Source organism: Geoalkalibacter ferrihydriticus DSM 17813, from assembly GCF_000820505.1.
GTDB classification, from domain to species: domain Bacteria; phylum Desulfobacterota; class Desulfuromonadia; order Desulfuromonadales; family Geoalkalibacteraceae; genus Geoalkalibacter; species Geoalkalibacter ferrihydriticus.
Window position 1 is genome coordinate 276,626 of the sequence record NZ_JWJD01000001.1, and the last position, 24,385, is coordinate 301,010.

At 55.9% G+C, this 24,385-nt stretch carries 24 protein-coding genes; 19 read left to right on the plus strand and 5 right to left on the minus strand.

All coding sequences use genetic code 11. From position 1 onward, the window contains the following. Positions 1 to 19: 19 nt before the first annotated feature. Positions 20 to 1,537, minus strand: coding sequence for a cardiolipin synthase (gene cls / locus GFER_RS01400; protein ID WP_200889277.1), 1,518 nt, complete (start codon positions 1,535 to 1,537; stop codon positions 20 to 22). A gap of 138 nt (positions 1,538 to 1,675) precedes the next feature. Beyond that, positions 1,676 to 3,091: a dihydrolipoyl dehydrogenase gene (locus GFER_RS01405; protein ID WP_040095399.1), complete on the minus strand. Its 1,416-nt coding sequence runs from the start codon at positions 3,089 to 3,091 to the stop codon at positions 1,676 to 1,678. Positions 3,092 to 3,388: 297 nt separating this feature from the next. Here GFER_RS01405 and GFER_RS01410 point away from each other — a divergent pair, with 297 nt between their 5' ends. Both GFER_RS01410 and GFER_RS01415 read left to right on the plus strand, forming a co-directional pair. Continuing rightward, positions 3,389 to 3,655 (plus strand): hypothetical protein, encoded by a 267-nt coding sequence (locus GFER_RS01410; RefSeq protein WP_040095400.1) that lies wholly within the window; start codon positions 3,389 to 3,391, stop codon positions 3,653 to 3,655. 34 nt (positions 3,656 to 3,689) lie between these two features. Next, positions 3,690 to 3,941 (plus strand): NfeD family protein, encoded by a 252-nt coding sequence (locus tag GFER_RS01415; protein ID WP_052445840.1) that lies wholly within the window; start codon positions 3,690 to 3,692, stop codon positions 3,939 to 3,941. On the opposite strand, the gene GFER_RS01420 is transcribed toward GFER_RS01415, so the two are convergent. Then, positions 3,938 to 4,777 carry an MBL fold metallo-hydrolase gene (locus GFER_RS01420; RefSeq protein WP_040095403.1) on the minus strand — a complete coding sequence of 280 codons (840 nt, stop codon included), beginning with the start codon at positions 4,775 to 4,777 and terminating at the stop codon, positions 3,938 to 3,940. The two genes, GFER_RS01415 and GFER_RS01420, sit on opposite strands and share 4 nt — an antisense overlap. 72 nt (positions 4,778 to 4,849) lie before the next feature. Here GFER_RS01420 and GFER_RS01425 point away from each other — a divergent pair, with 72 nt between their 5' ends. Continuing rightward, a complete protein-coding gene (locus GFER_RS01425; protein WP_040095404.1) occupies positions 4,850 to 5,119 on the plus strand; it encodes a nucleoside triphosphate pyrophosphohydrolase family protein in 270 nt (89 codons plus the stop codon). A gap of 26 nt (positions 5,120 to 5,145) precedes the next feature. On the opposite strand, the gene GFER_RS01430 is transcribed toward GFER_RS01425, so the two are convergent. Next, positions 5,146 to 6,138 carry a Cache 3/Cache 2 fusion domain-containing protein gene (locus tag GFER_RS01430; protein WP_235264012.1) on the minus strand — a complete coding sequence of 331 codons (993 nt, stop codon included), beginning with the start codon at positions 6,136 to 6,138 and terminating at the stop codon, positions 5,146 to 5,148. Positions 6,139 to 6,462: 324 nt separating this feature from the next. Here GFER_RS01430 and GFER_RS01435 point away from each other — a divergent pair, with 324 nt between their 5' ends. The 16 genes from GFER_RS01435 to recG all read left to right on the plus strand — a co-directional run bounded on the left by GFER_RS01435 (position 6,463) and on the right by recG (position 23,765). Further along, positions 6,463 to 6,813, plus strand: a complete 351-nt coding sequence (locus GFER_RS01435) for a hypothetical protein (RefSeq protein ID WP_040095407.1) — start codon at positions 6,463 to 6,465, stop codon at positions 6,811 to 6,813. Positions 6,814 to 6,881: 68 nt separating this feature from the next. Next, the gene (locus GFER_RS01440; protein WP_040095409.1) at positions 6,882 to 7,556 is read left to right on the plus strand and encodes a DUF4126 domain-containing protein; all 675 of its coding nucleotides are present in this window, start codon (positions 6,882 to 6,884) and stop codon (positions 7,554 to 7,556) included. 96 nt (positions 7,557 to 7,652) lie between these two features. Next, positions 7,653 to 8,198 carry a nitroreductase family protein gene (locus GFER_RS01445; protein ID WP_040095410.1) on the plus strand — a complete coding sequence of 182 codons (546 nt, stop codon included), beginning with the start codon at positions 7,653 to 7,655 and terminating at the stop codon, positions 8,196 to 8,198. Next, positions 8,195 to 8,740 carry a hypothetical protein gene (locus tag GFER_RS17370; protein WP_139172115.1) on the plus strand — a complete coding sequence of 182 codons (546 nt, stop codon included), beginning with the start codon at positions 8,195 to 8,197 and terminating at the stop codon, positions 8,738 to 8,740. Before GFER_RS01445 ends, GFER_RS17370 begins: the two co-directional genes overlap by 4 nt. Before the next feature lie 48 nt (positions 8,741 to 8,788). After that, complete coding sequence (locus GFER_RS01455) at positions 8,789 to 9,898, plus strand: aminopeptidase (RefSeq protein ID WP_052445842.1); 1,110 nt, start codon at positions 8,789 to 8,791, stop codon at positions 9,896 to 9,898. A gap of 27 nt (positions 9,899 to 9,925) precedes the next feature. Beyond that, the gene (locus GFER_RS01460; RefSeq protein WP_040095412.1) at positions 9,926 to 10,597 is read left to right on the plus strand and encodes a class II aldolase/adducin family protein; all 672 of its coding nucleotides are present in this window, start codon (positions 9,926 to 9,928) and stop codon (positions 10,595 to 10,597) included. Between the two features lie 99 nt (positions 10,598 to 10,696). Continuing rightward, on the plus strand, positions 10,697 to 12,496 hold the full coding sequence (gene lepA / locus GFER_RS01465; RefSeq protein WP_040095414.1) for a translation elongation factor 4: 1,800 nt from the start codon (positions 10,697 to 10,699) through the stop codon (positions 12,494 to 12,496). Positions 12,497 to 12,499: 3 nt separating this feature from the next. Next, the gene (gene lepB / locus GFER_RS01470; protein ID WP_040095416.1) at positions 12,500 to 13,171 is read left to right on the plus strand and encodes a signal peptidase I; all 672 of its coding nucleotides are present in this window, start codon (positions 12,500 to 12,502) and stop codon (positions 13,169 to 13,171) included. Between the two features lie 241 nt (positions 13,172 to 13,412). Continuing rightward, positions 13,413 to 13,940 (plus strand): bifunctional pyr operon transcriptional regulator/uracil phosphoribosyltransferase PyrR, encoded by a 528-nt coding sequence (gene pyrR / locus GFER_RS01475; RefSeq protein WP_040095418.1) that lies wholly within the window; start codon positions 13,413 to 13,415, stop codon positions 13,938 to 13,940. A gap of 22 nt (positions 13,941 to 13,962) precedes the next feature. Then, on the plus strand, positions 13,963 to 14,892 hold the full coding sequence (locus GFER_RS01480) for an aspartate carbamoyltransferase catalytic subunit (protein ID WP_040095419.1): 930 nt from the start codon (positions 13,963 to 13,965) through the stop codon (positions 14,890 to 14,892). A 41-nt stretch (positions 14,893 to 14,933) separates the two neighbouring features. Then, the gene (locus tag GFER_RS01485; protein WP_040095422.1) at positions 14,934 to 16,205 is read left to right on the plus strand and encodes a dihydroorotase; all 1,272 of its coding nucleotides are present in this window, start codon (positions 14,934 to 14,936) and stop codon (positions 16,203 to 16,205) included. 20 nt (positions 16,206 to 16,225) lie between these two features. Beyond that, positions 16,226 to 17,350, plus strand: a complete 1,125-nt coding sequence (gene carA / locus GFER_RS01490) for a glutamine-hydrolyzing carbamoyl-phosphate synthase small subunit (protein WP_040095423.1) — start codon at positions 16,226 to 16,228, stop codon at positions 17,348 to 17,350. A 62-nt stretch (positions 17,351 to 17,412) separates the two neighbouring features. Next, complete coding sequence (gene carB / locus GFER_RS01495; RefSeq protein WP_040095425.1) at positions 17,413 to 20,670, plus strand: carbamoyl-phosphate synthase large subunit; 3,258 nt, start codon at positions 17,413 to 17,415, stop codon at positions 20,668 to 20,670. Between the two features lie 89 nt (positions 20,671 to 20,759). Beyond that, on the plus strand, positions 20,760 to 21,236 hold the full coding sequence (gene greA, locus GFER_RS01500) for a transcription elongation factor GreA (protein WP_040095426.1): 477 nt from the start codon (positions 20,760 to 20,762) through the stop codon (positions 21,234 to 21,236). A gap of 150 nt (positions 21,237 to 21,386) precedes the next feature. Next, positions 21,387 to 21,602: a DUF1858 domain-containing protein gene (locus tag GFER_RS01505; protein ID WP_040097157.1), complete on the plus strand. Its 216-nt coding sequence runs from the start codon at positions 21,387 to 21,389 to the stop codon at positions 21,600 to 21,602. 12 nt (positions 21,603 to 21,614) lie between these two features. Then, positions 21,615 to 23,765 carry an ATP-dependent DNA helicase RecG gene (recG, locus tag GFER_RS01510; protein ID WP_040095429.1) on the plus strand — a complete coding sequence of 717 codons (2,151 nt, stop codon included), beginning with the start codon at positions 21,615 to 21,617 and terminating at the stop codon, positions 23,763 to 23,765. 7 nt (positions 23,766 to 23,772) lie between these two features. Here recG and GFER_RS01515 read toward each other — a convergent pair whose 3' ends face one another. Further along, positions 23,773 to 24,156, minus strand: a complete 384-nt coding sequence (locus GFER_RS01515; protein ID WP_040095431.1) for a pyridoxamine 5'-phosphate oxidase family protein — start codon at positions 24,154 to 24,156, stop codon at positions 23,773 to 23,775. Positions 24,157 to 24,385 lie beyond the last annotated feature (229 nt).

Consider the following 24,385-nt stretch of genomic DNA (forward strand, 5'->3'; position numbering starts at 1 on the left):
ACCTGTTTGGGGGGGGAAATTATTGAATTGGGGCCAGCAGGCGCGCCACCCGTACGGCCAGGCGAAAAGGAAAACTGCGTTGCTCGAGTTCCTGAGCCGATGACAAACGTGATTCGGAAAAATTCTGCAATAACATCTCTTCCACCTCGCGCGCAAACTCTTCGTCCTGTACTTCCAATGTTATTTCAAAGTTCAGCCGGAAAGAGCGGTTGTCGAAGTTGGCTGTGCCGACGGCACTGGTCTCGTTGTCGAGCAACATGGTTTTGTGATGCAGAAAACCGTTGGTATAGCGATAGACCTTTACACCCGCTTTTTCCAGGGCTGCCACATAAGACCAGCCCGACAAGCGCACCAGACGGTTGTCGCAGTCTTCGGGCACCAGGATTCGGACATCCACCCCGCGCAACGCCGCCAATTGCAGCGCGCTGACAATCTGCTCGTCAGGCACGAAATAGGGGCTGGCAATCCATAAGCGATGGCTGGCGCTGTTGATACTGTGGAGAAAATACAACGCGCAGGTTTCAAACCGATCAGCGGGTCCGGTGGGCAGGATGAAAACGGTGCGCGATGTGCCATTGGGGGCGGCTCGCGGTGTCCAATCCAGATCCAGCATTTCGCCGCTCGCCCAGAACCAGTCTTCCAGAAAGGGGACTTGGAGGGCCTGTACCGCCGGCCCTGTGACTTTGACCATGGCATCCACCCAGGGTGTCAGTCGCGGGTGAAGCCCCAGGTATTCATCACCGACGTTGGCTCCACCCACCCAGGCATGGCGACCGTCAACCACCACGATCTTGCGATGGTTGCGGAAATTGATCTGAAAAGGGTTGGCGCGCCCCTGGGTGCTGTTGAAAGCGCTGACCTGAACACCGCTTTCTCGCAGGGTATCGAGATAGCTGCGGGGCAATTGATAGGAGCCGATCTCATCATAGAGAAACTTGACTCTCACGCCACGTTGGGCTGCAGCGAGAAGTCGGGCCTGGAGTTCACGTCCCAGGTTGTCGTCGCGGACAATGTAGAACTGAACCAGCAGGTAATCCTCGGCTTTTTCCATACCGCGAAAAATAGAGGGAAAAATTTCTTCGCCGTTGCGCAGCAATTGGACATCATTACCGACGGTGGCCGGGAGGTTGGTCAGACGCTCCAGAAGCGGGGTTTCCCGGGTCCGATTTGACACCAGGAACTGCTCCTCGCGCGCCAGGTCGATGAAATGCCGGACCAGGGGATTGGTTTCATCAATTTTCTCCTGGCGCTTTTTCACGTATCCCTGAAACTTGGTGCGCCCAAAAGCCCAGTAGGCGGGGACCGCGGCAATGGGAATGGTATTAAGGGAGACTGCCCAGGCAATGGCACCCTGGGCGGTGCGGGTTTCCATGACGGCTTGAACCGATGTCAGCGCTCCGGCAATGTGGGCCAGGGTCACAAACAGCGCAAAGAAGCGCTTTTGGCGTGCCCTGATATAGGCGATCGCCTGCTTAAAAGGCGCAAAGTACGCAGTTGCGCGAAATTTTAGCTGGTGCATTTTGTCCGTTAGGTTCATGGGAGGTGGCCCCCCAAAAGGTCATCGGACGAAAAACATGCCTGTCCGGCAACCGTTTGCAGGAGCCTTGGCGTCCAGACGACAAAGAACTCAGGAATAAGGTCAAAACCTCGTGTTGGCGGGACAGAAAACCAAGAGTCAGTCAAGGGCATCGATCCCGAAAGCCTCGCAGTCGGCAAGGTCTGATGCAGGCGCTTCGGGAAGCTGTTTTGCCAGTCTGCGCAAGGCCTTGCGCAGTCCTTCTTCAACAACTGGATGATAAAAAGGCAACCGCAGCAGATCGTGCACGCTAAGCTTCTGTTGAATGGCCAGGGCGAGCAAATGGGCCATATGTTCTCCTTGCGGGGCACAGATCTCGGCGCCCAGCAAGCATCCGCTTTGTTTGTCGGCGTACACGCGTAAACCTCCGCGATTGGTCGCCGCGGCGAGGGCTCGACCCGAACGCGCAAAACTGACATCGCCGATGAGAGTTTGGTCCTCGGGCAAATCGGCAAAACGCCGGCCCACGACCGCAATGTTGGGATCGGAGAAAACAATAGCCAGGGGCGTTCGGCGGGCATGGCACTGCGGTTTTTCAGCGGTGGCATTGCGCCCGGCAATGTGTCCGTCGTCGGCGGCTTCATGCAATAGCGGGGCGCGCTGGTTGACATCGCCGGCAATAAATATCGGCAGATCGGCGATCTGCATGGTGAGCGGATCAAAAGGCGGCAACCCTTTTTCGTCCAGGGCGACTCCCAGCACCTCAAGGCCGAGGTGCTCGAGGTTGGGGCGGCGCCCCAAGGCGGCCAGCACCTTGTCGACAACCATATCGACGTCGCCGGAACGCACCCTGACCCCATCTCCCGCAGGTTCCAGTTCGGCTGATGCGCCAAGGTAGACAGAGAACTCCTCCCTCAGGCAAGCGGCAGCGATATCGTTGATTTGCGGATCGGAGAGGTTCGCAATCCAGCCGCCTCTATCAAAAGCATGAAGATGGATACCCAGACGCGCCAGAGCCTGGGCCATTTCAACACCGATGACCCCGAGTCCGATCACGGCCATTTTGGACGGAAGATCAATCTGCTCAAACAGGTCGTCACTGGTCAAGATCCGCTTTCCCAGTCTTTGCCAGGCATCAGGAACGACGGGACTTGAGCCTGTTGCGATAATGATTTTATTTGCCCGCACACGGCGATCTCCGACAGCCAGGGTATCAGGTTCGAGGAACCTTGCCTGGCCGGCAATGTTGCGCTCTCCCAGAGTCTCTGTCGCTTTCAGAGTGCCGCGTACGAAGTCGTCCCGCAGTCGCCGCACGCGCGCCAGGGCCGAAGGTATATCCATGCGCAGCCCCGCGCTGCCGCGGATACCGAAATCCTCAAAAACTTCGCGGCGATGGAAAGCGGCGGCGGTTTCGATAAGCACTTTGGAGGGCATGCACCCCACACGCGCACAGGTGGTGCCGTAGGGTCCATGGTTGATCAGCACGAAATTTTCTGTGCTTTTCTTCACCTCGTGCAATGCCGCCAGGCCGGCGGTGCCTGCACCAATGATAGCCACATCGTAGAATTCCGGCATAGATTGCTCCTTGGGAGTCAGTAACCGTTCAGCATGTACTGCAGGGCGCGGCGGTTGAACAGGTACAAAAACTTATCGAACAAAGTCTCCGCAGTCAACGCGTTGCGAAGAGATTGATGGCAGCCTGACGGATCAGTTTGTGACCACCTGAGTGGGGGTGGGGCAGATCGGTACTTGCGAGATGGAATGAATTCCGATAGATATGTACCTGTTCGGCATGTACTGCAGCCGGATAGGTACATAGATCCGAGATTCATGCGCAGGGCACAAACACCCTAATTTTCATTGCGAGGCGTTGTGACAGCTTTTTTTCTGTTTCTGGTTCTGGCGTTCGGTGTTTTCAATTTCCTGTGCGCCATTGTGATCCTGCGGGAACTTTCCGCGGAAAAAAATAGTACCCTGACTTTTGATCTGCGCTGGCATGTGTTCAAAAATCTCGGCAAGTATCGAGATTTGACCAAAGCCAAACACGGCCGGACCGGTCCGGCCTATTACGGCTATTTGGTCAGCTTTGCTTTTTTACTCCTAGCGGTGGTCCTACTTCTCGATTCCCTTGTTAAATGATCAATATATTTTAGAAAGAAAGGATGGGGCTCCCATGGACGTTCTGCTTTGGTGGCATTGGATTCTATTCGGATCAGCCTTGGTGATTTTGAAAAAGTTCATTCCAGTCGTCAGCATTTTCTGGTTTGGTCTGGGGGCTGTTTTCGTGGGTGTCTTGCTGGCGATTTTCCCAGCGATCCCCCCGGAGGCCCAATTGTTGCTGTTTTCTTTCTCCAGCATTGCTTTTGTTATTCTCTGGACGCGGGTTCTCGAGCCGCGCAGGCGATCATCGTCCAAATCTGATTAGGCTTCAAGCTGAGTTCCCACGGTAGCAAAAACAAAGCGCGCGCCAAAGCGCGCCTGGAGTTGCGCTGCGCGCGGCAGACCAGTGCAGTGGGCCGCGGCGATTTTTTCCACGCCAAACTCATCGAGAGCCCGTACCGTTTCTTCAAACAATGCGTCACTGGCGGCCATCAGGTGGGTGCCGCCGACAATCGCGTAAATTTTCTCCCGCCCGGTTTTTGCCCTGACATGGTGCAGGATGTTGATAAGCCCGGCGTGGGCACATCCCAGAACCACGACCAGACCTCGCGGGGCATCAATCACCAGAGACAGATCATCACTCAGGGGGTCAATCGTCTCACGGCCATTCGCGTCGATCATCACCATGTTGGCATCGCCTTTTTCCAACGGATGACGCCGGGGAATTTCGCCTGTCACCCATAAACCCGGTGCAAGGGGCGTGAAGGAAGACGTGAAGCGAAAGCGGCAACCCAGATTTTCCAGGTAGGGCCGCTGGTAGGGGATACCGATAAAGCGTCGAGGTCCCAGTCCCGCCCAGTAACGTTCTGAAAAAATGTCGGGATGTGCCACCACCTCGATCTCGCCGGTGAGTCTCAGCAGGTCCGGCAATCCGCCCGTGTGGTCGTAATGTCCGTGACTGAGAACAACCGTCGAGACGCGTGCGAGGTCCTTTTTCAGCGCTCGGGCATTTTGCAGTAGTCCCAGCCCCTGGCCGGTATCGAATAAATAGGTGTCCGCCCCGCGTTCGATCAGGCAGGCAAACCCGTGCTCGCCGATGGCCGCTATGGGCCGGCCGACAGTATTTTCACACAGAATGGTCAGACGCAAAGAGGGCTGCATGGCGCATCCTTTTTGTTGATTTCGTCAATCAGCGTAAATGCATCACGTATTTTATCAGGAGACACCCAGAAAATGCTTGAAAACCCAAACATTTACCGCAAAACCCTGGTCAAGTGGGGGAGCGAGGCTCAATATGATCAGGCCGTGGAGGAATGCGCCGAGTTAATTGCGGTCCTTAAACATTTCCGACGTGGCAAGGCCGATGCGGACCGCGTTGTTGAAGAGTTGGCCGATGTCTGGTTGATGGTCGGGCAACTCACCTTCATGTTCGGCGAAGAGAAGGTGAAAGCGGCAGTGCAGGCCAAGCTGGCCAAACTCAACCATCTATTGCAAGGCCCCTGAATCTGCTGCGCCCAAGGGTTGATGTCTTAGAACTCATCTTCGTAATAACCTGCGCCGATGGCCCAATCCCAGGGTTCGAAATAGGTGATCGCCGAAGTTTTGTAGCGCGCATGGACTTCGCCGGGATTCTTCCAGGGGTAGCGTTCAAAGGCGATGGGTACAGAAATGCGCTTTTTATGCGGATTGAGATTCAGAGCCTGATTGATAAGGGAACGGATGATTGGGCGTCCGGCAGCATCCGTCGCCCTCCAGATGTCCTCTCCATCGCGCAGGCCTCCAGAGGAAATGGCGTAATGACCACGCTGGGCCCCGGTGGCCTTGAGAGCAAAAACATAACCCGTGCGACCCACATTTAATTGCAGTAGGTTCTCACGCAATCGATCGAGATTCTGATCCTTGACGTGTAACACCAGGGAGCCGATCGTTTTACGCCCTTCTCGCAAAGGGCGGTAGATGGAAAGATATAGTCGGCCATGAACCAGTTCCGGCCGTATCACGACTTCCCCCCGGGATAGGGGTTCCAGAAAAATATCCGGTTGTCCCCCGGGCAATTGTCCCGGCACCAGTGTCGTGACCTGCTGAGGACCACTGATGGAATCGAGTGTGCAAAAAACCTTGACCTGATCACCTCGTTGGTTGAGGTTCTGCAGAACTGTGATCTCTCCACCGGTGCGGCGCATAATGAGCGTGACCAGAGTTGAAAGTTCTCTGGTTTCGCTGCTTTGATGGTAGAGGCGCAGTGGCGCCAGGCTGACATTGCGGGTCTGTCCATCCTCGGGAGAACGGACTTCCCAGTTCTGTCGACCTGGCCCGAGGGAGGGCTCGCCAAGCATGGACGCGGCCTCCTCCATGGCGACAATGAGATCGTTGGCTCGCTTCTGTAACAGGCGCTCGGTGACCTGGCACATGAAATAGGCGCTCTGCACGACTTCCTCGGCGCGACTTTGAACCCTGCGGGTCGAGTCCATGCCGAAATAGGTGTTGTAGTACAGATAATACCCCAGGGCGGCTACGACCATGACAGTCAAGGGCAACAGGCTGCTTTTTAGAATTTTTGAAAAAACCATAAAAACCGTGAAAATTCAGGGTCAAAGAGAGGTCAAAACATCCCCAATGAAGGGCAATTTCCAGCAGATATGGCCCCTAAGTCAATTAAAAAATCACTTATCTGGCAGCTTCAGGCACTCTTTGAAGCCTCATGCGTCTTTTTTTGGTGTGTTTACAGAGTCGGCGCGGGTGCTAGAATTAATCTTATCATAGTTGTCATGGGGTCAAATGCTGAAAGGGTCTATCGGTTTGGGATTTTCCCCGTAAATCAATCCCCGGTGAATGTGGAGGAAACCATGAAAATCAAAATCAGAAAAAGCGCTCTTGCTGTCATGGTTACTGCAATCTTTATGATGGCGGGCCTCGCGCCCGGTTCGGTCATGGGCGAAGATTCCGAGGGGAATCGGAAAAACATTGAAGAGGAATATCGTATCGAAAAAAAAGAGATGCAAGAGCGTCACCAGCAGGAGCGCAAGGAACTGGAAGAGCGCTACAATATCCAGAAAAAAGAAATGAAAGGTGTGCGCAAGGATGAGCGCAAAACGTATCGCGATGACCGCCCGCAACGGCGGGATGATGACCGGGGCTATTCCGGCACAGGTCGTGATGATCGGGGTCCTGACGACAGTGGCCGTCGGGGCCGTTAAATGAAAATCCAGCAGGAGAGGGGAGCCGGCGCCCCCGCAGCGCTGAGGATTGAGGCAAAGGACGAATAATGAACGAATTGCACCAGGTCGTCTCCATCATTGCCTTGACCATGGGTGTTGCCTGGGCCAGCGGCATCAACCTGTATGCTGCGATTCTGGTGCTGGGGCTGCTTGGCGCAAGTGGCCATATGGTACTGCCGCCAGGCCTTGAAATTGTCACTCACCCTTTGGTTCTGGTGGCTGCCGGGTTTATGTATCTGGTTGAATTTTTTGTCGACAAGATTCCGGGAGTTGATACGTCCTGGGATGTTTTTCACACCTTTATCCGCATTCCCGCCGCTGCGGCATTGGCTGCCGCGGCGGTAGGAGAGATGCATCCGGCTATCAGCCTTGCGGCCGCTCTTGTAGGGGGCGGGCTTGCAACCGGGGCTCATCTGACCAAGGCCGGCACACGTGTCTTGATCAACACTTCGCCTGAACCTTTCTCCAACTGGACGGCCTCGGTCAGTGAAGACATCGCGGTTGTCGGGGGGTTGTGGACTGCTCTCTATTACCCCTGGGTGTTTCTTATTCTATTGATCGTTTTCATCGCCGCCATGTTCTGGGTATTGCCCAAAATCTGGCGTGGAATCCGCAGCGTTCTCGATGCACTCCAGCGTCTGTTCCGAGGCAAGTCAGACGGGCCGCCACAGCTTCCCCCCGGCGGTTCTGCCCGGGTGGTGGGTAAAGATCCTCCGGCGTAAATCTTGACCCAGGGTAGGTTTTGTGCTACCGCTGCATCCTTTCCACGGGAACGATTTACCGGTGTGCGCAATCTGGGCTGGCTTAAAGGAGAGGATATGATTCTGGATCTGCTGAAACAGCGCCGCAGCATTCGTCAATTCAAGCCCGAACCCTTGAGTGCCGAAGAGATTAAAATTCTGGCAGAAGCGGTGTTGCGCTCACCTTCTTCACGAGGCCGCAATCCCTGGGAATTCATTTTTATCACCGAGTCCGATCTGCGCGCGCAGGTCTCTCTCGCCAAGCCTCATGGCGCCGACTTTCTGAGTCAGGCACCTTTGGCCGTGGCGGTGGTTGCCGACCCGAACAAGTGCGATGTGTGGATCGAAGACTGCTCCATAGCCGCGATCCTTCTGCAAATCACTGCGGAATCGCTCGGGCTGGGAAGTTGCTGGGCGCAGATGCGCTTGCGCGAGCATGGCGACGGCGATAGCGCCGAGGACTACCTGCGCGAGGTTTTGCAATTGCCCAAGGATTATGTGGTGCCCTTTATTATCGGCATCGGTCGCCCTGCTGAGTCCAAACCTGGTCATTCACAGGAAGATCTTGCCTGGGAGAAGATTCATTCTAACCGTTTCGCGACCAAGCAGGAATTCACCGCGTGATGCTTCGGCAAAAAGATCTCGAGCAGCTCAACGCCAACCTCAAGACCCAGAAAAATCTTTGGCTGCTGATGTTTGCGGCACCCTTCATCTATCTGTTTATGGGGTATCTGGTCGGTCCCATTTGGACTGATCGCACTTGGGGGGGCGATTGGATGTTGCCGTTCATGCGGGCCGGGCTTGCCCTGCTTGCTCTGCTTAACGTCGCGGTTTCCTGGCAGGCTCGGCGATTGACCCTGGCCGGTAGGCCCTGGCGGTTGATACTGCGCATTGAACGGCGTCTCGCCGCAGCCGCCCCTGATTATCTGCACCCTGCGGCACGCCTTTATCAGGCGCTGCAGATTTTCACCTTGGGACTTGCCGAAAGCATCGCATTGCTCGGCCTGGTGCTTTTCATCCTGGGCGACGGGCTGATTGCCCTTTTCCTTTTTGCCAATTTCTCCGTCATCGTTTTGATCCTGTTCCGTCCTCGCATGGTCGAGCTTATCGGTATTGCCGGACGCCTGCTCAGCGGCCAGATCAACCTCGACCGCAACCAGGCTTAGTTCCACCGGGGTTCCCACCGCCTGACTTCCTGTGCTAGGATTCTGGGCATGAAGTGGGTGCGGTTTTTATCATACCTCCTGGCGGCTGTTCTACTCAGTGGTTGCGGCGAGCTGGCGTATTACAGCCAGTGCGTGACAGGGCATCTGCACCTGATGTCCAGAGCCCGCCCCATTACTGCTGTTCTCAACGACCCTGAAACCTCTCCAGAATTGCATGAACGTCTTTCAAGGGTGCTGGAAATCCGCAATTTCGCCAGCCGTGAGTTGAATCTTCCGGAAAACGGAAGTTATCGCTCTTATGCCGATCTGCAACGACCCTATGTCGTGTGGAACGTGGTGGCGACCCCGGAATTTTCCGTTGATCCCATCACCTGGTGTTTTCCTGTCGCCGGCTGCGTTCCTTACCGCGGCTATTACAAAGAAGAGTCCGCACGCAGATTCGCCGAGCAACTCAAGGAGCAGGGTCACGATGTCCAGGTGTATGGCGTTGCGGCCTATTCGACGCTAAGTTGGTTCAACGACCCGGTTCTCAACACCTTTTCCCATCGTGAAGAAACGTCCCTTGCCGCTCTGATCTTTCACGAACTGGCGCATCAGCAGGTCTATGTGAAAAATGATTCGTCCTTCAATGAAGCTTTTGCGGTGGCTGTAGAACTCGAGGGTGTAGAGCGCTGGCTCGAGGCGCGGGGCAATAGCGAACAAATCGAAAAGTACCGCAAGCGCTTTGTCCGCGAGGAAGAGTTTGTCCTTCTGCTGCTCGAAATGCGCAGCCGTCTCATGCAGGTCTATGCTCTGCCTTTGGACGAGGATCTCATGCGCTCGAAAAAAGAGGAAACATTTGAACTTTTCCGCAATGACTACGCCCAGCTCAAAGAGCGCTGGGATGGCTATGCCGGTTTTGATTCCTGGCTCAATCGTCCACTGAATAATGCTCACTTTGCCTCGGTAAGTACCTATCGTACGCTGGTGCCGGCTTTTCAGAGCCTGCTTGTGCGCCATGGCGGCAATCTGAAGCAGTTCTACACGGAAGCCCAGAGACTTGCCGATTTGCCGCGCGAAGAGCGGTCCCTCGTTCTGGCGCACTGGTTGGAGAAAGGTCGTGAGATTCCCTATCTGACCGTAGATGCTGAGTTTCCCGAATCGCATCCGCAATTTTGAGTCGTCTCTTTTCAGGCTGGTGTGTGAATGTCTCTTGGCGTCGAGCATGAAGGAGTCGTTAAATTTCACTGCCGCTATCGTGCCGGCGCGCCTCTGGACTCAGGCTTTCTGGCAGAGATCAACGCCTGGCGCAAAATTCTCTTCCAGCTTGAATTGATTGGCAGCGTGCCGGATCGCTACGCCGGGCTGGGGTTCGGCAATATCAGTCAGCGTTTGCCGCCTTTGCCCGACGGCTCCGCGGGCGGCTTTGTCATCAGCGGCACGCAAACTGGTGGGATTCGGGACCTTGAACCCGGGCACTATGCTATTGTGCGACACTGCGATCCGCAGCGCAATCTGGTAGAGGCACAGGGACCGATCAGGCCCTCCTCGGAGTCGCTGACCCACGGCATCGTCTATGCCCTTGATCCCCGCGTGAATTGTGTGCTGCATGCCCACTCACCCCACATTTGGCGTCTGGCAAAACAGCTTGATCTGCCCCTGACCCGTGAGGATGTACCCTACGGAACCCCGGCGATGGCCGATGAGGTGCGCCGCGTTTGTATGGAGGAGGAGCTTTGTCCACTCGCTGTGCTGGCCATGGGCGGGCACGAGGATGGGATTCTGGCCTTCGGACCGGATTCTGGCTCCGCGGGGACGGCCCTGATCGCCTACCTCGCTCAGGCCTATTCCCTTGCGGGAAAGGCTGCTTTGAGCTGAACTCAAGCGCGAACAGTTCTTTACAATCTTCGTACTTTCCTGTATATCCTAATGGTTTGTCATTCTGAATTTCCCCTAACCGTGTTTATCTGAAGGCCCATGAAACAAGAGCTGATCCGTAATTTTTCCATTATCGCCCACATTGACCACGGCAAGTCGACCCTGGCCGACCGTTTGCTTGAAGAAACCGGCACACTCTCGGCGCGTGAGAAGGCCGACCAGTTCCTGGATAAGATGGAGCTGGAGCGCGAGCGCGGCATCACCATCAAGGCCCAGGCGGTGCGCCTCAAGTATCACGCCGATGATGGCAAGGACTATATCCTCAACCTCATCGATACCCCGGGACATGTGGATTTCTCTTATGAGGTGAGTCGCTCGCTCAAGGCCTGCGAGGGTGCTTTGCTGGTGGTCGACGCCTCCCAGGGGGTCGAAGCACAGACCCTCGCCAATGTTTATATGGCCATCGACCAGAATCTCGAAGTCTTTCCGGTCATCAACAAAATCGACCTGCCTGCTGCCGATCCGCAGCGAGTCAAGGAAGAGATCGAAGAAATTATCGGACTTGATGCTTCTGATGCCGTGGAAGCCAGTGCCAAGGAAGGCATCGGCATTCACGAAATTCTCGAACACATCGTGCAGAAAGTGCCGCCCCCAAAGGGGGATCCCGATGCGCCCCTCAAAGCCCTGATCTTCGACAGCTGGTATGATTCTTATCAGGGAGTCATTACCCTGGTGCGCATTATTGACGGCCGGTTGAAAAAGGGCGACAAGATTCTTCTCATGGCGAATAAAAAAAACTACGAGGTGACTCAGGTCGGGGTCTTTTCGCCTCACCCGGTGGCCATTGGCTCCCTTTCCGCCGGCGAAGTCGGGTTTGTCATTGCCAGCATCAAGGTTGTGCAGGATGCCAAGGTCGGCGACACCATCACCCATCCTGATCGGCCCACCGCCACACCGCTGCCCGGTTTCCAGGTGGTCAAGCCCATGGTTTTTTCGGGGCTTTATCCCATCGACACGGGCGAATACGACCTGTTGCGCGACGCACTGGAAAAGCTGCGCCTCAACGACTCGTCTTTTTCCTTTGAGCCGGAGAACTCTCTGGCGCTGGGGTTTGGTTTTCGTTGCGGTTTCCTCGGCCTGTTGCACATGGAAATCATTCAGGAACGCCTTGAGCGCGAATTCGGCGTCGACCTGATCACGACCGCGCCGACGGTCGTTTACCATGTCACTACGGTCAAGGGCGAAATGCTCAAGGTGGAAAGCGCCAACATGCTGCCCGAGGTCCAATACATCGAGAAGATGGAAGAGCCTTTCATCCTCGCCTCTATTCATGTCCCCAACGAGTACGTGGGAGCGGTGCTTGCCCTGTGCGAGGAAAAGCGCGGGACACAGCGTGAAATCAAATACCTGACGGCCAGTCGGGTGATGGTGGTCTATGAGTTGCCCCTCAATGAAATCGTTCTCGATTTTTATGACCGGCTCAAGACGCTCACCCGTGGTTATGCCTCTCTGGACTACGAACCTCTCGACTACCGCAAGAGTGATCTGGTTCGGCTCAATATTCTAGTCAACGGTGAACCCGTCGATGCTCTCTCCCTCATCGTGCATCGCGACAAGGCCTATTATCGCGGCAAGGATCTGGTCTCCAAAATGAAGGAGTTCATTCCTCGCCAGCAGTTCGAGGTCGCTTTGCAGGCGGCCATCGGCGGCAAGGTCGTGGCGCGCGAAACGGTCAAGGCGTTGCGCAAGGACGTCACCGCCAAATGTTACGGCGGCGACATCAGCCGCAAACGCAAGCTGCTGGAAAAGCAGAAAGAGGGCAAGAAACGCATGAAACAGGTGGGCAATGTGGAGTTGCCTCAGGAGGCCTTCATGGCCATTCTCAAAGTGAAAGAATAACCCATGTTCAAATCCAAAACTCGGGGCCATAGCGAACAATCCATCGCCGCGGTCAAGCGACCCTGGTACCGTGAATACGGCGAAGCCCTGATCGTTGCCCTGATTCTGGCCCTGATTATCCGCACCTTCGTTATTCAGGCTTTCAAAATCCCTTCGGGCTCAATGGAAGATACGCTGCTGGTGGGCGACCACCTTCTGGTGAACAAATTCATCTACGGCACCAACATTCCGTTTACCGATATCTCCTTTCTCGCTCTGCGTGATCCGGCGCGCGGTGACATTGTGGTCTTCGAATTCCCCGGGGATCGGGATAAGCCCTATTTCCAACGCAAGGATTTTATCAAGCGCATCGTCGGGCTGCCGGGGGATGTCATCGAAGTACGATCTAAGACCCTTTATGTCAACGGCGAGCCTTACCGCATTCCTGAAGAGGTGCATAAGGATCCCGTGACGCTTGCGCCAAACAGTAATGGACGCGATCACTTCGGACCCATCACGGTTCCCGAAAGCCATTATTTCACCATGGGCGATAATCGCGATTATTCCTACGACAGCCGATTCTGGGGGTTTGTGCCCGAAGAGAGCATCAAGGGGTTGGCGTTTATCAAATACTGGTCCTGGGATGCAGAAAAGAATTCCCCGCGCTTCAACCGTATCGCTCGGCCGATTCGCTAAGGCTTGTTGCAAGCGTCAATATTTTATATTGACAAGGCCGGCGCTGCCCTGATAGGGTTCCGAAAATCGACCGTTTGTCTCCTTTTAAGCTGATCCGAGAGGTCGGCAAGGGTGACCCCGAATGCACACCAAGTTAAAGACATCGACCATCCAGGTACCCTGGCGCATTGCTGCGCCGCGGTACCTTTTTTTGTGTCCGCAAACGCTCTCATGCTGCGCCATCAACTGACAGGGAGATCTCATGGCAACCATCATTCTTGATCAGGCCGGGGTCGCTCGTGCCTTGACCCGTATCGCCCACGAAATTCTCGAACGCAACAAGGGAACGACTGATGTGGTGCTGGTCGGCATCCGCACCGGCGGCGATCATCTGGCCGCCATGTTGCAAGAGCGGCTGGCGCAGATTGAGGGGGAAACCGTTCCATTGGGCATCCTCGACATCACCATGTACCGCGACGATATCGGCACCCGCACCGATCTGGCCATCGGCAGGACCGACATTCCCTTTCCCCTCGACGGCAAAAATGTGGTGCTGGTCGACGATGTGCTCTACACCGGCCGCACCATCCGTGCCGCCATGGACTCGTTGATGGATCTGGGGCGGCCCAAAAGCATCCAGTTAGCGGTGCTCATCGACCGCGGTCATCGCGAACTGCCGATCCGTCCCGATTTCATCGGCCGCAACGTACCGACCTCACGGGATGAACTGATTGAAACGGAGTTCAACGACAAGAATCAGCCGGTCGAAGTTCGATTGGTGAAAAAATAGTCCTTTTCCTGTGGAGGGATCCATGACGTTCCGGCACAAAAACATCCTGGGTATCGAACAGCTCTCGAAAGAGGATATCGGCTTCATTCTCGATACGGCGGACAGCTTCAAGGAAATCAACAGCCGCGAAATCAAGAAAGTACCGACTCTGCGGGGCAAAACCATCATCAATCTGTTCTTCGAGGCCAGTACTCGCACGCGCACTTCTTTTGAGATCGCGGGCAAGCGCCTTTCCGCCGACACCATCAACATCACGGCCTCATCCTCCTCCGTTGTCAAAGGCGAAACCCTCGAAGATACCGCAAAAAACATCGAAGCCATGCGGCCGGACATCATCGTCATGCGCCATGGGGCTTCAGGCGCCTGCCATTACTTGGCGCAGCGCGTCGATTGCTCAATCATCAACGCAGGCGACGGAGCCCATGAGCATCCCAGCCAGGCACTTCTCGACATGCTCACCATCCGCCAGCACAAGGGACGGATTGAAGGGCTCAAGGTCGCCATCATCGGAGATATCACCCACAGCCGGGTGGTGCGTTCGAATCTCTACGGCCTGACCCGCATGGGGGCCGAGGTACGCTTGGCCGGCCCCGGCACCATGATGCCGCCGGGCATCGAGCGCCTGGGCGCCACAGTCTATCATGACATGAACCAGGCGATTGCCGGCGCCGATGTGGTCATGATGCTGCGCATTCAGCTGGAGCGCCAAGGCAAAACCCTGCTGCCGACCCTGCGCGAGTACGCCAGGTTTTATGGGCTCAACACGGAAAATCTCAAACTCGCGGCCAAAGATGCCCTGGTCATGCACCCTGGTCCGGTGAATCGCGGGGTGGAACTTTCAAGCTATGTCGCCGATGGTGCGCAAAGCGTAATTCTCGACCAGGTGGAAAACGGCGTGGCGATACGCATGGCTCTGCTGTACCTGGTGCTGGGCGGCGAGCAGCCACGGTAAGTAAAAAAACAATGTCATCCTTAACGCAGGAGAACATAGAGATGAAGATTCTGATCAAAGGTGGCCGGGTGATCGATCCGGCGCATGGAATTGATGATGAATTTGATCTGCTCATTGAAGACGGTCTGATCAGTCGCCTGGAAAAAGACATTCAGGCTGAAGGCGCGCAAATCATCGATGCACGCGGCAAGCTGGTGACGCCGGGTCTGATCGACATTCACGTGCATCTGCGCGACCCCGGCCAGGAGTACAAGGAAGACATCGCCAGCGGCACCCGTGCCGCAGTGGCCGGCGGGTTTACCGCTGTGGCCTGCATGCCCAATACCAAGCCGGTCAACGATAGCGCGAGCGTGACCCGCTACATCCTCGACAAAGCCGCTGCAGAGGGTTTCTGCCATGTGTTGCCGGTGGGTGCCATCACTCAGGGCTCCAAAGGCGAGGCCCTGGCGGAAATGGGCGATATGAAGGAAGCGGGCTGCGTCGGATTTTCCGACGACGGCCATCCGGTGACCAGCGGCGAACTGCTGCGCCGCGCGCTTGAATACTCGCGGCCCTTCGGCATGCCCATTATCGCCCACTCGGAAGATCTTGAACTGGTGGGGCAGGGAGTTATGAACGAAGGCTTCGTTGCCACCGAACTCGGACTCAAAGGCATTCCCTGGGTGGCCGAAGCGGCCCCCATCGCCCGCGACGTAATGCTTGCCGAATTCACCCGCGGCCACCTGCACCTGGCGCATGTGTCCTGCGCGGCCGCTGTCGCAGTCATCCGCGCCGCCAAAAAACGTGGCGTGCGCGTGACTGCCGAGGTAACACCTCATCACTTTACCCTGACAGACGAAGCGGTCCGTGGATACGACACCAACGCAAAGATGAATCCGCCCCTGCGTTGCGCCGAAGATGTGGCCGCCGTGCGCGAAGGGTTGGCCGACGGAACGATCGATGCCATCGCCACCGATCACGCCCCGCATCACATTGATGAGAAGAACGTCGAATTCAATATTGCCTACAACGGCGTGGTCGGGCTGGAAACGGCGCTGCCTCTGACTCTGCGCCTGGTCAGCGACGGGGTATTGTCGCTCTCCGACGCCATTGCCAAGCTCACCATCAACCCGGCTCGGGTGCTGGGCCTGAAGAGCGGGACGCTGGAAGTCGGGCGCGCGGCGGATGTCACCGTCATCGATCCTGAGTTGAAATGGACGGTGGACGCACAGAAATTTTCCTCCAAAAGCAAAAACACGCCCTTCGACGGCTGGAAGATGGTTGGCGCCGCCACCTACACCATCGTTGCCGGGCATATCAGTTATCAGCGCTAAATAAAAGGAGTTTGTGCAGCATGAAAGCCATTCTGGCCCTGGCCGACGGCAGAGTTTTTCACGGCAGAGCGTTCGGAGCCGGCGGTGAAATCACCGGTGAGGTGGTATTCAACACCAGCATGACCGGTTATCAGGAAATCCTCACCGATCCCTCCTACTGTGGTGAGATCGTTACCATGACCTATCCGCAGATCGGAAACTACGGCATCAACGTGGAGGACGTGGAATCGGCGCGCCCCTTTCTTTCGGCTTTCGTGGTTAAAGAAGTGTGCGAATTTCCCAGCAACTGGCGCTCAAAGATGAGTCTCGATGCCTACCTCAGAGAAAACGGTGTCATCGGGATTCAGGGCATCGATACGCGCGCCCTGGTGCGTCACATTCGCGATAAGGGTGCGCAGACCGGCATCGTCAGCTCCATTGATCTGGATCCCGAGAGCTTGGTGGAAAAGGCGCGGCGGGCACCCTCCATCGTTGGGCGTGATCTGGTACGCGAAGTTACCTGCCAAACATCCTATCCTTGGAGCGAAGGGCCCTGGCAACTCGGCAAAGGCTACACGAGTCCGGATCAGGCGCCGCGCTACAAGGTCGTGGCCTACGATTTCGGCATCAAGCGCAACATTTTGCGCAAGCTGGTGGCCTCCGGCTGTGATGTCACCGTAGTGCCGGCGGAGACGCCGGCCGAAGAGGTGCTGGCAATGAATCCCGACGGGGTCTTTTTAAGCAATGGTCCCGGCGATCCCGCACCCATCGTCTACGCCCAGGAAAATATCCGTAAGCTCCTAGGGAAAACACCCATTTTCGGCATCTGCCTGGGACATCAGCTCCTTTCTCTGGCCTTGGGCGGCAAGACCTACAAACTCAAGTTCGGCCATCGCGGTGGCAACCAGCCCGTACTTCGCGGCGAGGATCAACGTGTTGAGATTACGTCACAAAATCACGGTTTTGCCGTGGATGCCGCATCGATTCATGATGCCGCTATTCAGACCCACACCAATCTTAATGACAACACCGTGGAGGGCATTGAGCATAAGCTGCTGCCGGCGTTTTCCGTGCAGTATCATCCCGAAGCTTCGCCCGGTCCCCACGACGCAGCCTATCTGTTCGAGAAGTTTACGCGCATGATGGACAAGGCCAAAAAGCAATAGGGCGATAGGTGGTCAACCACACTTGTCACGCATCATTTATCATTCATCTCTGGATTTAAAAAATGCCCAAGCGTACAGACATCAAGAAGATCCTCATCATCGGCGCCGGCCCCATCGTCATCGGCCAGGCATGCGAATTCGACTACTCCGGCACCCAGGCGTGCAAAGCGCTCAAGGAAGAGGGCTATGAGGTGGTGCTGCTCAATTCGAATCCGGCCACCATCATGACCGATCCTGATTTTGCCGACCGCACTTATATCGAGCCCGTCAATCCCGACACCCTCGCGCGCATCATCGAAAAGGAGCGCCCCGATGCGGTGTTGCCGACACTGGGTGGACAGACCGCCCTCAACACCGCGGTGACCGTGGCGAAAAGGGGAGTGTTGGAAAAGTTCGGTGTCGAGTTGATCGGCGCCAAGTTGCCGGCCATTGAAAAAGCCGAGGACCGCACCCTGTTCAAGCAGGCCATGGAAAGAATCGGCCTGGAAGTGCCGCGCGCTGGGTTGGCGCACAATTACCAGGAGGCGATGGAAATTATCGAGAACATTGGCTTTCCTGCCATTATTCGACCCTCCTTCACCCTTGGTGGCAGCGGTGGCGGCATCGCCTACAACCGTGAAGAATACGAGGAAATGGCCATGGCGGGGATCGATGCCTCACCCACCAGCGAAATCCAGGTGGACGAGTCGATCATCGGCTGGAAGGAATACGAACTCGAGGTCATGCGCGACATGGCCGATAACGTGGTCATTATCTGCTCCATCGAAAACTTTGATCCCATGGGGGTGCACACCGGCGATTCCATCACCGTGGCGCCTGCCCAAACCCTGACGGACAAAGAATACCAACTGCTGCGCGATGCTTCGATTCGCATCATTCGCGAGATCGGGGTCGAAACCGGGGGCTCAAACATCCAGTTCGGCATCAATCCGGCTGACGGCCGCCTGGTGGTCATCGAGATGAACCCGCGGGTGTCGCGCTCCTCGGCGCTGGCATCGAAGGCCACGGGGTTCCCCATCGCCAAGATTGCCGCCAAACTCGCCGTCGGCTACACTCTCGACGAAATTCCCAACGACATCACCCGCGAAACCTTCGCCTCATTCGAGCCGACCATCGATTACGTGGTGACAAAGATTCCTCGTTTCACTTTCGAGAAGTTTCCGCAGGCCAATGCCACCCTGACCACACAAATGAAATCTGTGGGCGAGGTGATGTCTATGGGCCGCACCTTCAAGGAAAGTCTGCAAAAGGCCATGCGCTCTCTGGAAATCGGATCTTGCGGCTTTGAAAGTCGCCTCTTTAGCGAACCCGAGGATGAACGTCGCGCCCTGTCCGAGGAGGAAATGGATCGGCTGCGCGGCAAGCTGCGCGTGCCCAACTGGGAAAGGCTGTGGTATCTTGGCGACGCTTTTCGCGCCGGTCTGTCTCTTGAGGAAATCCACCAGCTTACCTTTATCGATCCCTGGTTTCTCAACAACATCCGCCAGATCATCGAGATGGAAAAAGAGTTGCGGGACAACCACAACCTGCTGTCACGCGACCGGGAACAATTCGAGGCTCTGCTACGGCATGCCAAGCAGTATGGCTTTTCGGACCAACGCCTGGCGACGCTGTGGGGCATCACCGAGGGCGACGTGCGCCAATACCGCGGCCAATTCGGTATTCATCCCGTCTATAAACGGGTCGATACCTGTGCTGCAGAGTTTGAAGCCTACACGCCCTATCTGTATTCGACCTACGAGCAGGAATGCGAGGCCGAGCCGAGCGATCGTCGCAAAATCATGATTCTTGGCGGAGGTCCCAACCGCATCGGGCAGGGCATTGAGTTCGACTACTGCTGCGTGCACGGCGTGTTTGCCCTGGCCAAGGACGGCTTTGAAACCATCATGGTCAACTGCAACCCGGAAACGGTCTCTACCGATTACGATACTTCGGATCGTCTCTATTTTGAGCCTCTGACGCTGGAAGATGTCTTGGAAATCGTCGCCGTCGAGCGGCCCGAAGGCCTGATCGTGCAGTTCGGTGGGCAAACACCACTCAAGCTGGCAATGGCTTTGGAGCAGGCAGGAGTGCCCATCATCGGCACCAGTCCGGATGCCATCGACCGTGCCGAAGACCGCGAGCGTTTTCAAGCGCTGCTGCATAAACTCGATCTCAAGCAACCGGAAAACGGCATTGCGCGCTCCTTTGCCGAGGCCGAAAAAGTGGCAACACGCATCGGCTATCCGGTGGTGGTCAGACCCTCGTACGTATTGGGTGGCCGCGCCATGGAGATCGTTTACGACGCCGAGCAGTTGCGCAACTACATGACCCACGCGGTGAAGGCATCGCCGGAGCACCCGATCCTGATCGACAAATTTCTCGACGAGGCTATCGAAGTTGATGTAGACGCTCTGTGCGACGGCAGGGACGTGGTCATCGGCGGCATCATGGAGCATATCGAAGAGGCCGGCATTCACTCGGGCGATTCGGCCTGCGCCCTGCCGCCATATTCTCTTGACGAAGCCATCATTGAAGAAATCAAGCGTCAAACCGTCGCGCTGGCTCTGGAGCTCAAGGTGGTCGGGCTGATGAATATCCAGTTTGCCGTCAAAGACGGTGCCGTCTATCTTCTGGAAGTCAACCCGCGCGCCAGCCGCACGGTTCCCTTCGTTTCCAAAGCCACGGGTCGGCCCCTGGCGCAGATTGCGGCGCGCGTCATGGCCGGCAAGACGCTTCAGGAACTTGGCGTGACTGGCTACGTTGTGCCGCGGCATGTGTCGGTGAAGGAATCTGTTTTTCCCTTCGTCAAATTCCCCGGAGTCGATACTCTGCTTGGGCCTGAGATGAAATCCACCGGTGAAGTTATGGGCATCGATTACGATTTTGCTCACGCCTTTGCCAAGGCCCAGTTGGGCGCCAACGTCAAATTGCCCCTCAAGGGAACGGTGTTTATCAGCGTCAAGGATAGCGATAAAAAGCACATCATCGAGCCGGCGCGTAAAATCTCCGAAGCTGGATTTAAAATCGTCGCGACGCGAGGCACGGCAAGCTTTCTTCAGGAAAAAGGGATTGTTGCCGAGGTGGTCAACAAGGTGCAGGAGGGGCGCCCGCATATTGTCGACGCCATCAAAAGTCAGCAGATCGACCTGGTTTTCAATACCACTTTCGGTCCGCGGGCGGTGGCGGATTCCTATTCCATCCGCCGCACCACGCTGGTTTACAACGTGGCTTACTTCACCACGGCGGCCGGTATCCGCGCAGCTGTGGACGGCATCATCGCCATGCAACGAGAAAGTCTTGACGTTAAACCCCTGCAAGAGTATTATCCGAAACAGTGAGCCTGCAGGCTCTACATAGAAAAATCTGATATTGACGGGCGGGGTTTCCCCCGCCCTTAACTTTTGTCCCTCAGCAAGGAATCGGTTTCATGACCCAAAGCGTCCCCATGACCCGCGAAGGCCATCAGCGTCTTCAGGAAGAGTTGAAAAAGCTGATTCGCGAAGAACGCCCCAAAGTTGTGCAGGATATCGCCGAGGCCCGAGGCCATGGTGATCTTTCGGAAAACGCCGAGTACGACGCTGCCAAAGAACGTCAGGGCTTTATCGAAGGGCGAATCCAGGAAATCAATGATAAGCTGTCCCGCGCTCAGGTCATCAATCCCGCGGAACTCGACACAGACAAGGTGGTTTTCGGCGCCCGCGTGACTCTCTTTGATGTCGACTCAGGTAACGAAGTGACCTATCAGATTGTCGGCGAAGATGAGGCTGATCTCAAATTCGGCAAAATCTCTGTGACTTCGCCCGTGGGAAAAGCCCTCATCGGGCACAAACTTGATGACGAGGTCACGGTAAAAATTCCCTCCGGCCTCAAAACTTACGAAGTTATCGATATCAAGTACGAGTAAGGCCGCTGCCGCGCCCGCAAGCTTGATCTCCAGGCCCACCTTTTGGGCCTTTTTTTGTTGCAGACGTGCAAAAATCTTTTTTTTTCGCAACATATTGCTGTAATATTCAAGGTTTCAAAACCCAATCATTACCATTACTGCGGAGTCGACATGAGCCAGACCATCACCAAAGACATGACATTTTTCCAGATTCTCAAAATGCATCCCGATGTGGCAAAAGTGCTTGGCAGCTACAATATGGGCTGCGTCGGTTGCATGGGAGCCATGAACGAAAGACTTGAGCAGGGCGCCACTGCCCACGGCATCAACATTGACGATCTGTTGCGCGATCTCAACGCCATCTTCGAAAGTTCTTCGCCCCAGTAAAGGGGAGGGCCGATGCCCCCGACCCCAACCTATCAACGCAGTCGCGAATTGCTGGCCACCCCCTTGGCGCAGATCAGGGGGGTGGGCCCGCGTTTGCTGCAAATCCTCGCCAAAGCCGGTCTGAATACCGTTGAAGATGCCCTCTACCACCTGCCGCACCGTTATGAAGACCGCCGAGAAATCCGACGCATTGCCCAATTGCGCGAAGGACGACAAGAAGTTTTTGTTGGGGAGGTTCTCGCCAGCGGTGAAACCTTCACGCCCAAGGCTCGCAAGCGCATCTATGAAGTCGTGGTCAGCGACGGCAGCGCTCAGGTGTCTCTCAAATGGTTTCATTATCGCAAGGATTGGTTGAAGAAACGCTTCTGTGTCGGTACTCGCGCCGTATTTACCGGCGAAATAAAGCGCTTCGGTCCGATTCGCGAGATCCATCATCCTGATTCCGAAATTCTCGGCGACAAATCTCTTGAACAGGTAATGACTGAAGATCCCATGAACTTCGGTCGCATTCTTCCCGTTTACCCCCTCACCGAAGGCCTGTCCCAGAAGGTCGCCCGTAAAATCTTCAAGCAGGTCGTCGATGAGTTCGCGCCTTTCGCGGTCTCGCCCATTCCTCCCCACATCCTTAAAAAACAAGAACTTTTGTCACTTTCCCTCGCCTTAGCCGAGTGCCACTGGCCTGAAAATCCCGAACCGGATTTCGATCTGGAAACGGGTGCCGGGCGCGCTAGGTCCGCTCTGGTGTTCGATGAATTCTTTTTTCTCGAATTGGGACTGGCTCTCAAGCGACGTGGCGTGGTGCTCGAACCCGGCATTGCCTTTGACGTCACCCACAAGTACACCCGGCCTCTGGCGCAAATGCTGCCTTATCGCCTGACCGGTGCGCAGCGGCATGTTCTCGGTGAAATCAAACAAGACATGATGGCACCACATCCCATGAACCGCCTGGTGCAGGGTGATGTCGGCAGCGGCAAAACAGTTGTTGCTTTGATGGCCGCCTTGATCGCTATCGAGAACCACACCCAGGTGGCGGTCATCGCCCCGACGGAAATCCTTGCCGAACAGCATTTTCTGCAGTTTCACGATTGGTTGGAAAAGCTTGGCCTGCGGGCCATTCTGTTATCCGGCTCTCTTGGGCCCAAGGACAAGGCCCAGGTGCAGGACAAGATCAGGGCAGGGGAGGTCGACCTGGTTGTCGGTACCCATGCGGTTCTGCAGCAGGGCGTGGAATTCAAAAAGTTAGGCCTTGGAATCATCGACGAACAACACCGTTTCGGCGTTCTGCAGCGTGGAATTCTGCGCCGCAAGGGAGAAAATCCCGATATCCTGGTGATGACGGCAACTCCCATTCCGCGTACTTTGTCGCTCACCCTCTATGGAGATCTGGCCCTGTCGGTCATTGACGAGCTGCCGCCGGGGCGCACGCCCATCAAAACCCGGGTGCTGGCGGAAAGCCGGCGGGAAGAGGGTTATCGTCTCATTAAAAAAGAGCTGGAGCAGGGCAGGCAGGCCTACATTGTTTATCCTCTGGTAGAGGAGTCGGAAAAAAGCGATCTGCTTGCCGCAGCGGCAGCGGCCGAAACCCTGCAGTCTGAGGTTTTCTCCGATCACAAGGTTGGTTTACTCCACGGCCGTATCAAGCCCCAGGAAAAAGAATCGGTCATGAAGGCATTTAAAAATCGGGAAATCGACCTTTTGGTGGCGACGACGGTCATTGAAGTGGGGATCGACGTTCCCAATGCCAGCGTCATGATGGTGGAGCATGCAGAGCGTTTCGGGCTGGCGCAGCTACATCAATTACGCGGGCGTGTGGGACGAGGTGCCGAGAAAAGTTACTGTCTGCTGGTTCAGTCGTCCCGCTGCAGCCAGGACGGTAAGCGCCGTTTGCAGGTCATGGCCGAGACCACCGATGGTTTTCGTATCGCGGAAGCCGACCTTGAGATCCGTGGACCAGGCGAATTTCTCGGCACCCGCCAGGCGGGCTTACCGGATTTTCGTGTCGCCAATCTTCTGCGCGACGGCCGCATGCTTGAATCGGCCCGCACAGAAGCCTTTCGCTTGGCGGAGAATCCCGAGTTTTTATCTGCGGCCAAGTATGCCGATACACGCCTGGCCCTTATGGACCGTTGGGGCAGTCGCCTGGAGTTGGCAAGTATCGGCTGAGTCGGTATCACCAGCTACCGCCGACCAGAGGCAAAGACTTCTCCAGGGAAAAATAAACCAAATGTTTCGGGCCCTTGTCCTTGTCTTCTTCCACGGACAGGGAAGGTCTGGTCATCTGTGCAAGAAGTTCGGGATCCTGGTCCTCGCGGACTTTTTTCAGAAAAAGCCGCACACCGCGATAACCACCGCCGGCCTCGATAAAGAGATAGGCGGCATGGGGATTGACCTTGATATTGCTGTAAGTCAGGCGTTCACGCATGACAAAGGCAAGTGTGCCGTCGGGCATCACATGCGGACGAGCATAGATTGCAGCATCAACGCGGCCTTGGTCATCCGCGGTGGATAGAACACCGGTGCCGCTGGCGTCGCTGAAGTATCGAGAGAGGTCCATAGGTTATTCTCCTTTGCTGGTTTTGCACACGGTGGCGGCTTTCTACTTAACGATATCAAGCTCTTGGCAAATAGCTACCATGCAACTCTCCTTGCTACTAAAGTTTACATAATATATATTATGCGACGTTAGGTGTTTTGCGGTCTCTGGCTTCTGACCTCTCATTTTATTGTTCTTTGCCTTTTTGCTGTGTTACCTTGATGTCCGTTTTCTTATCCACAAACCTCCC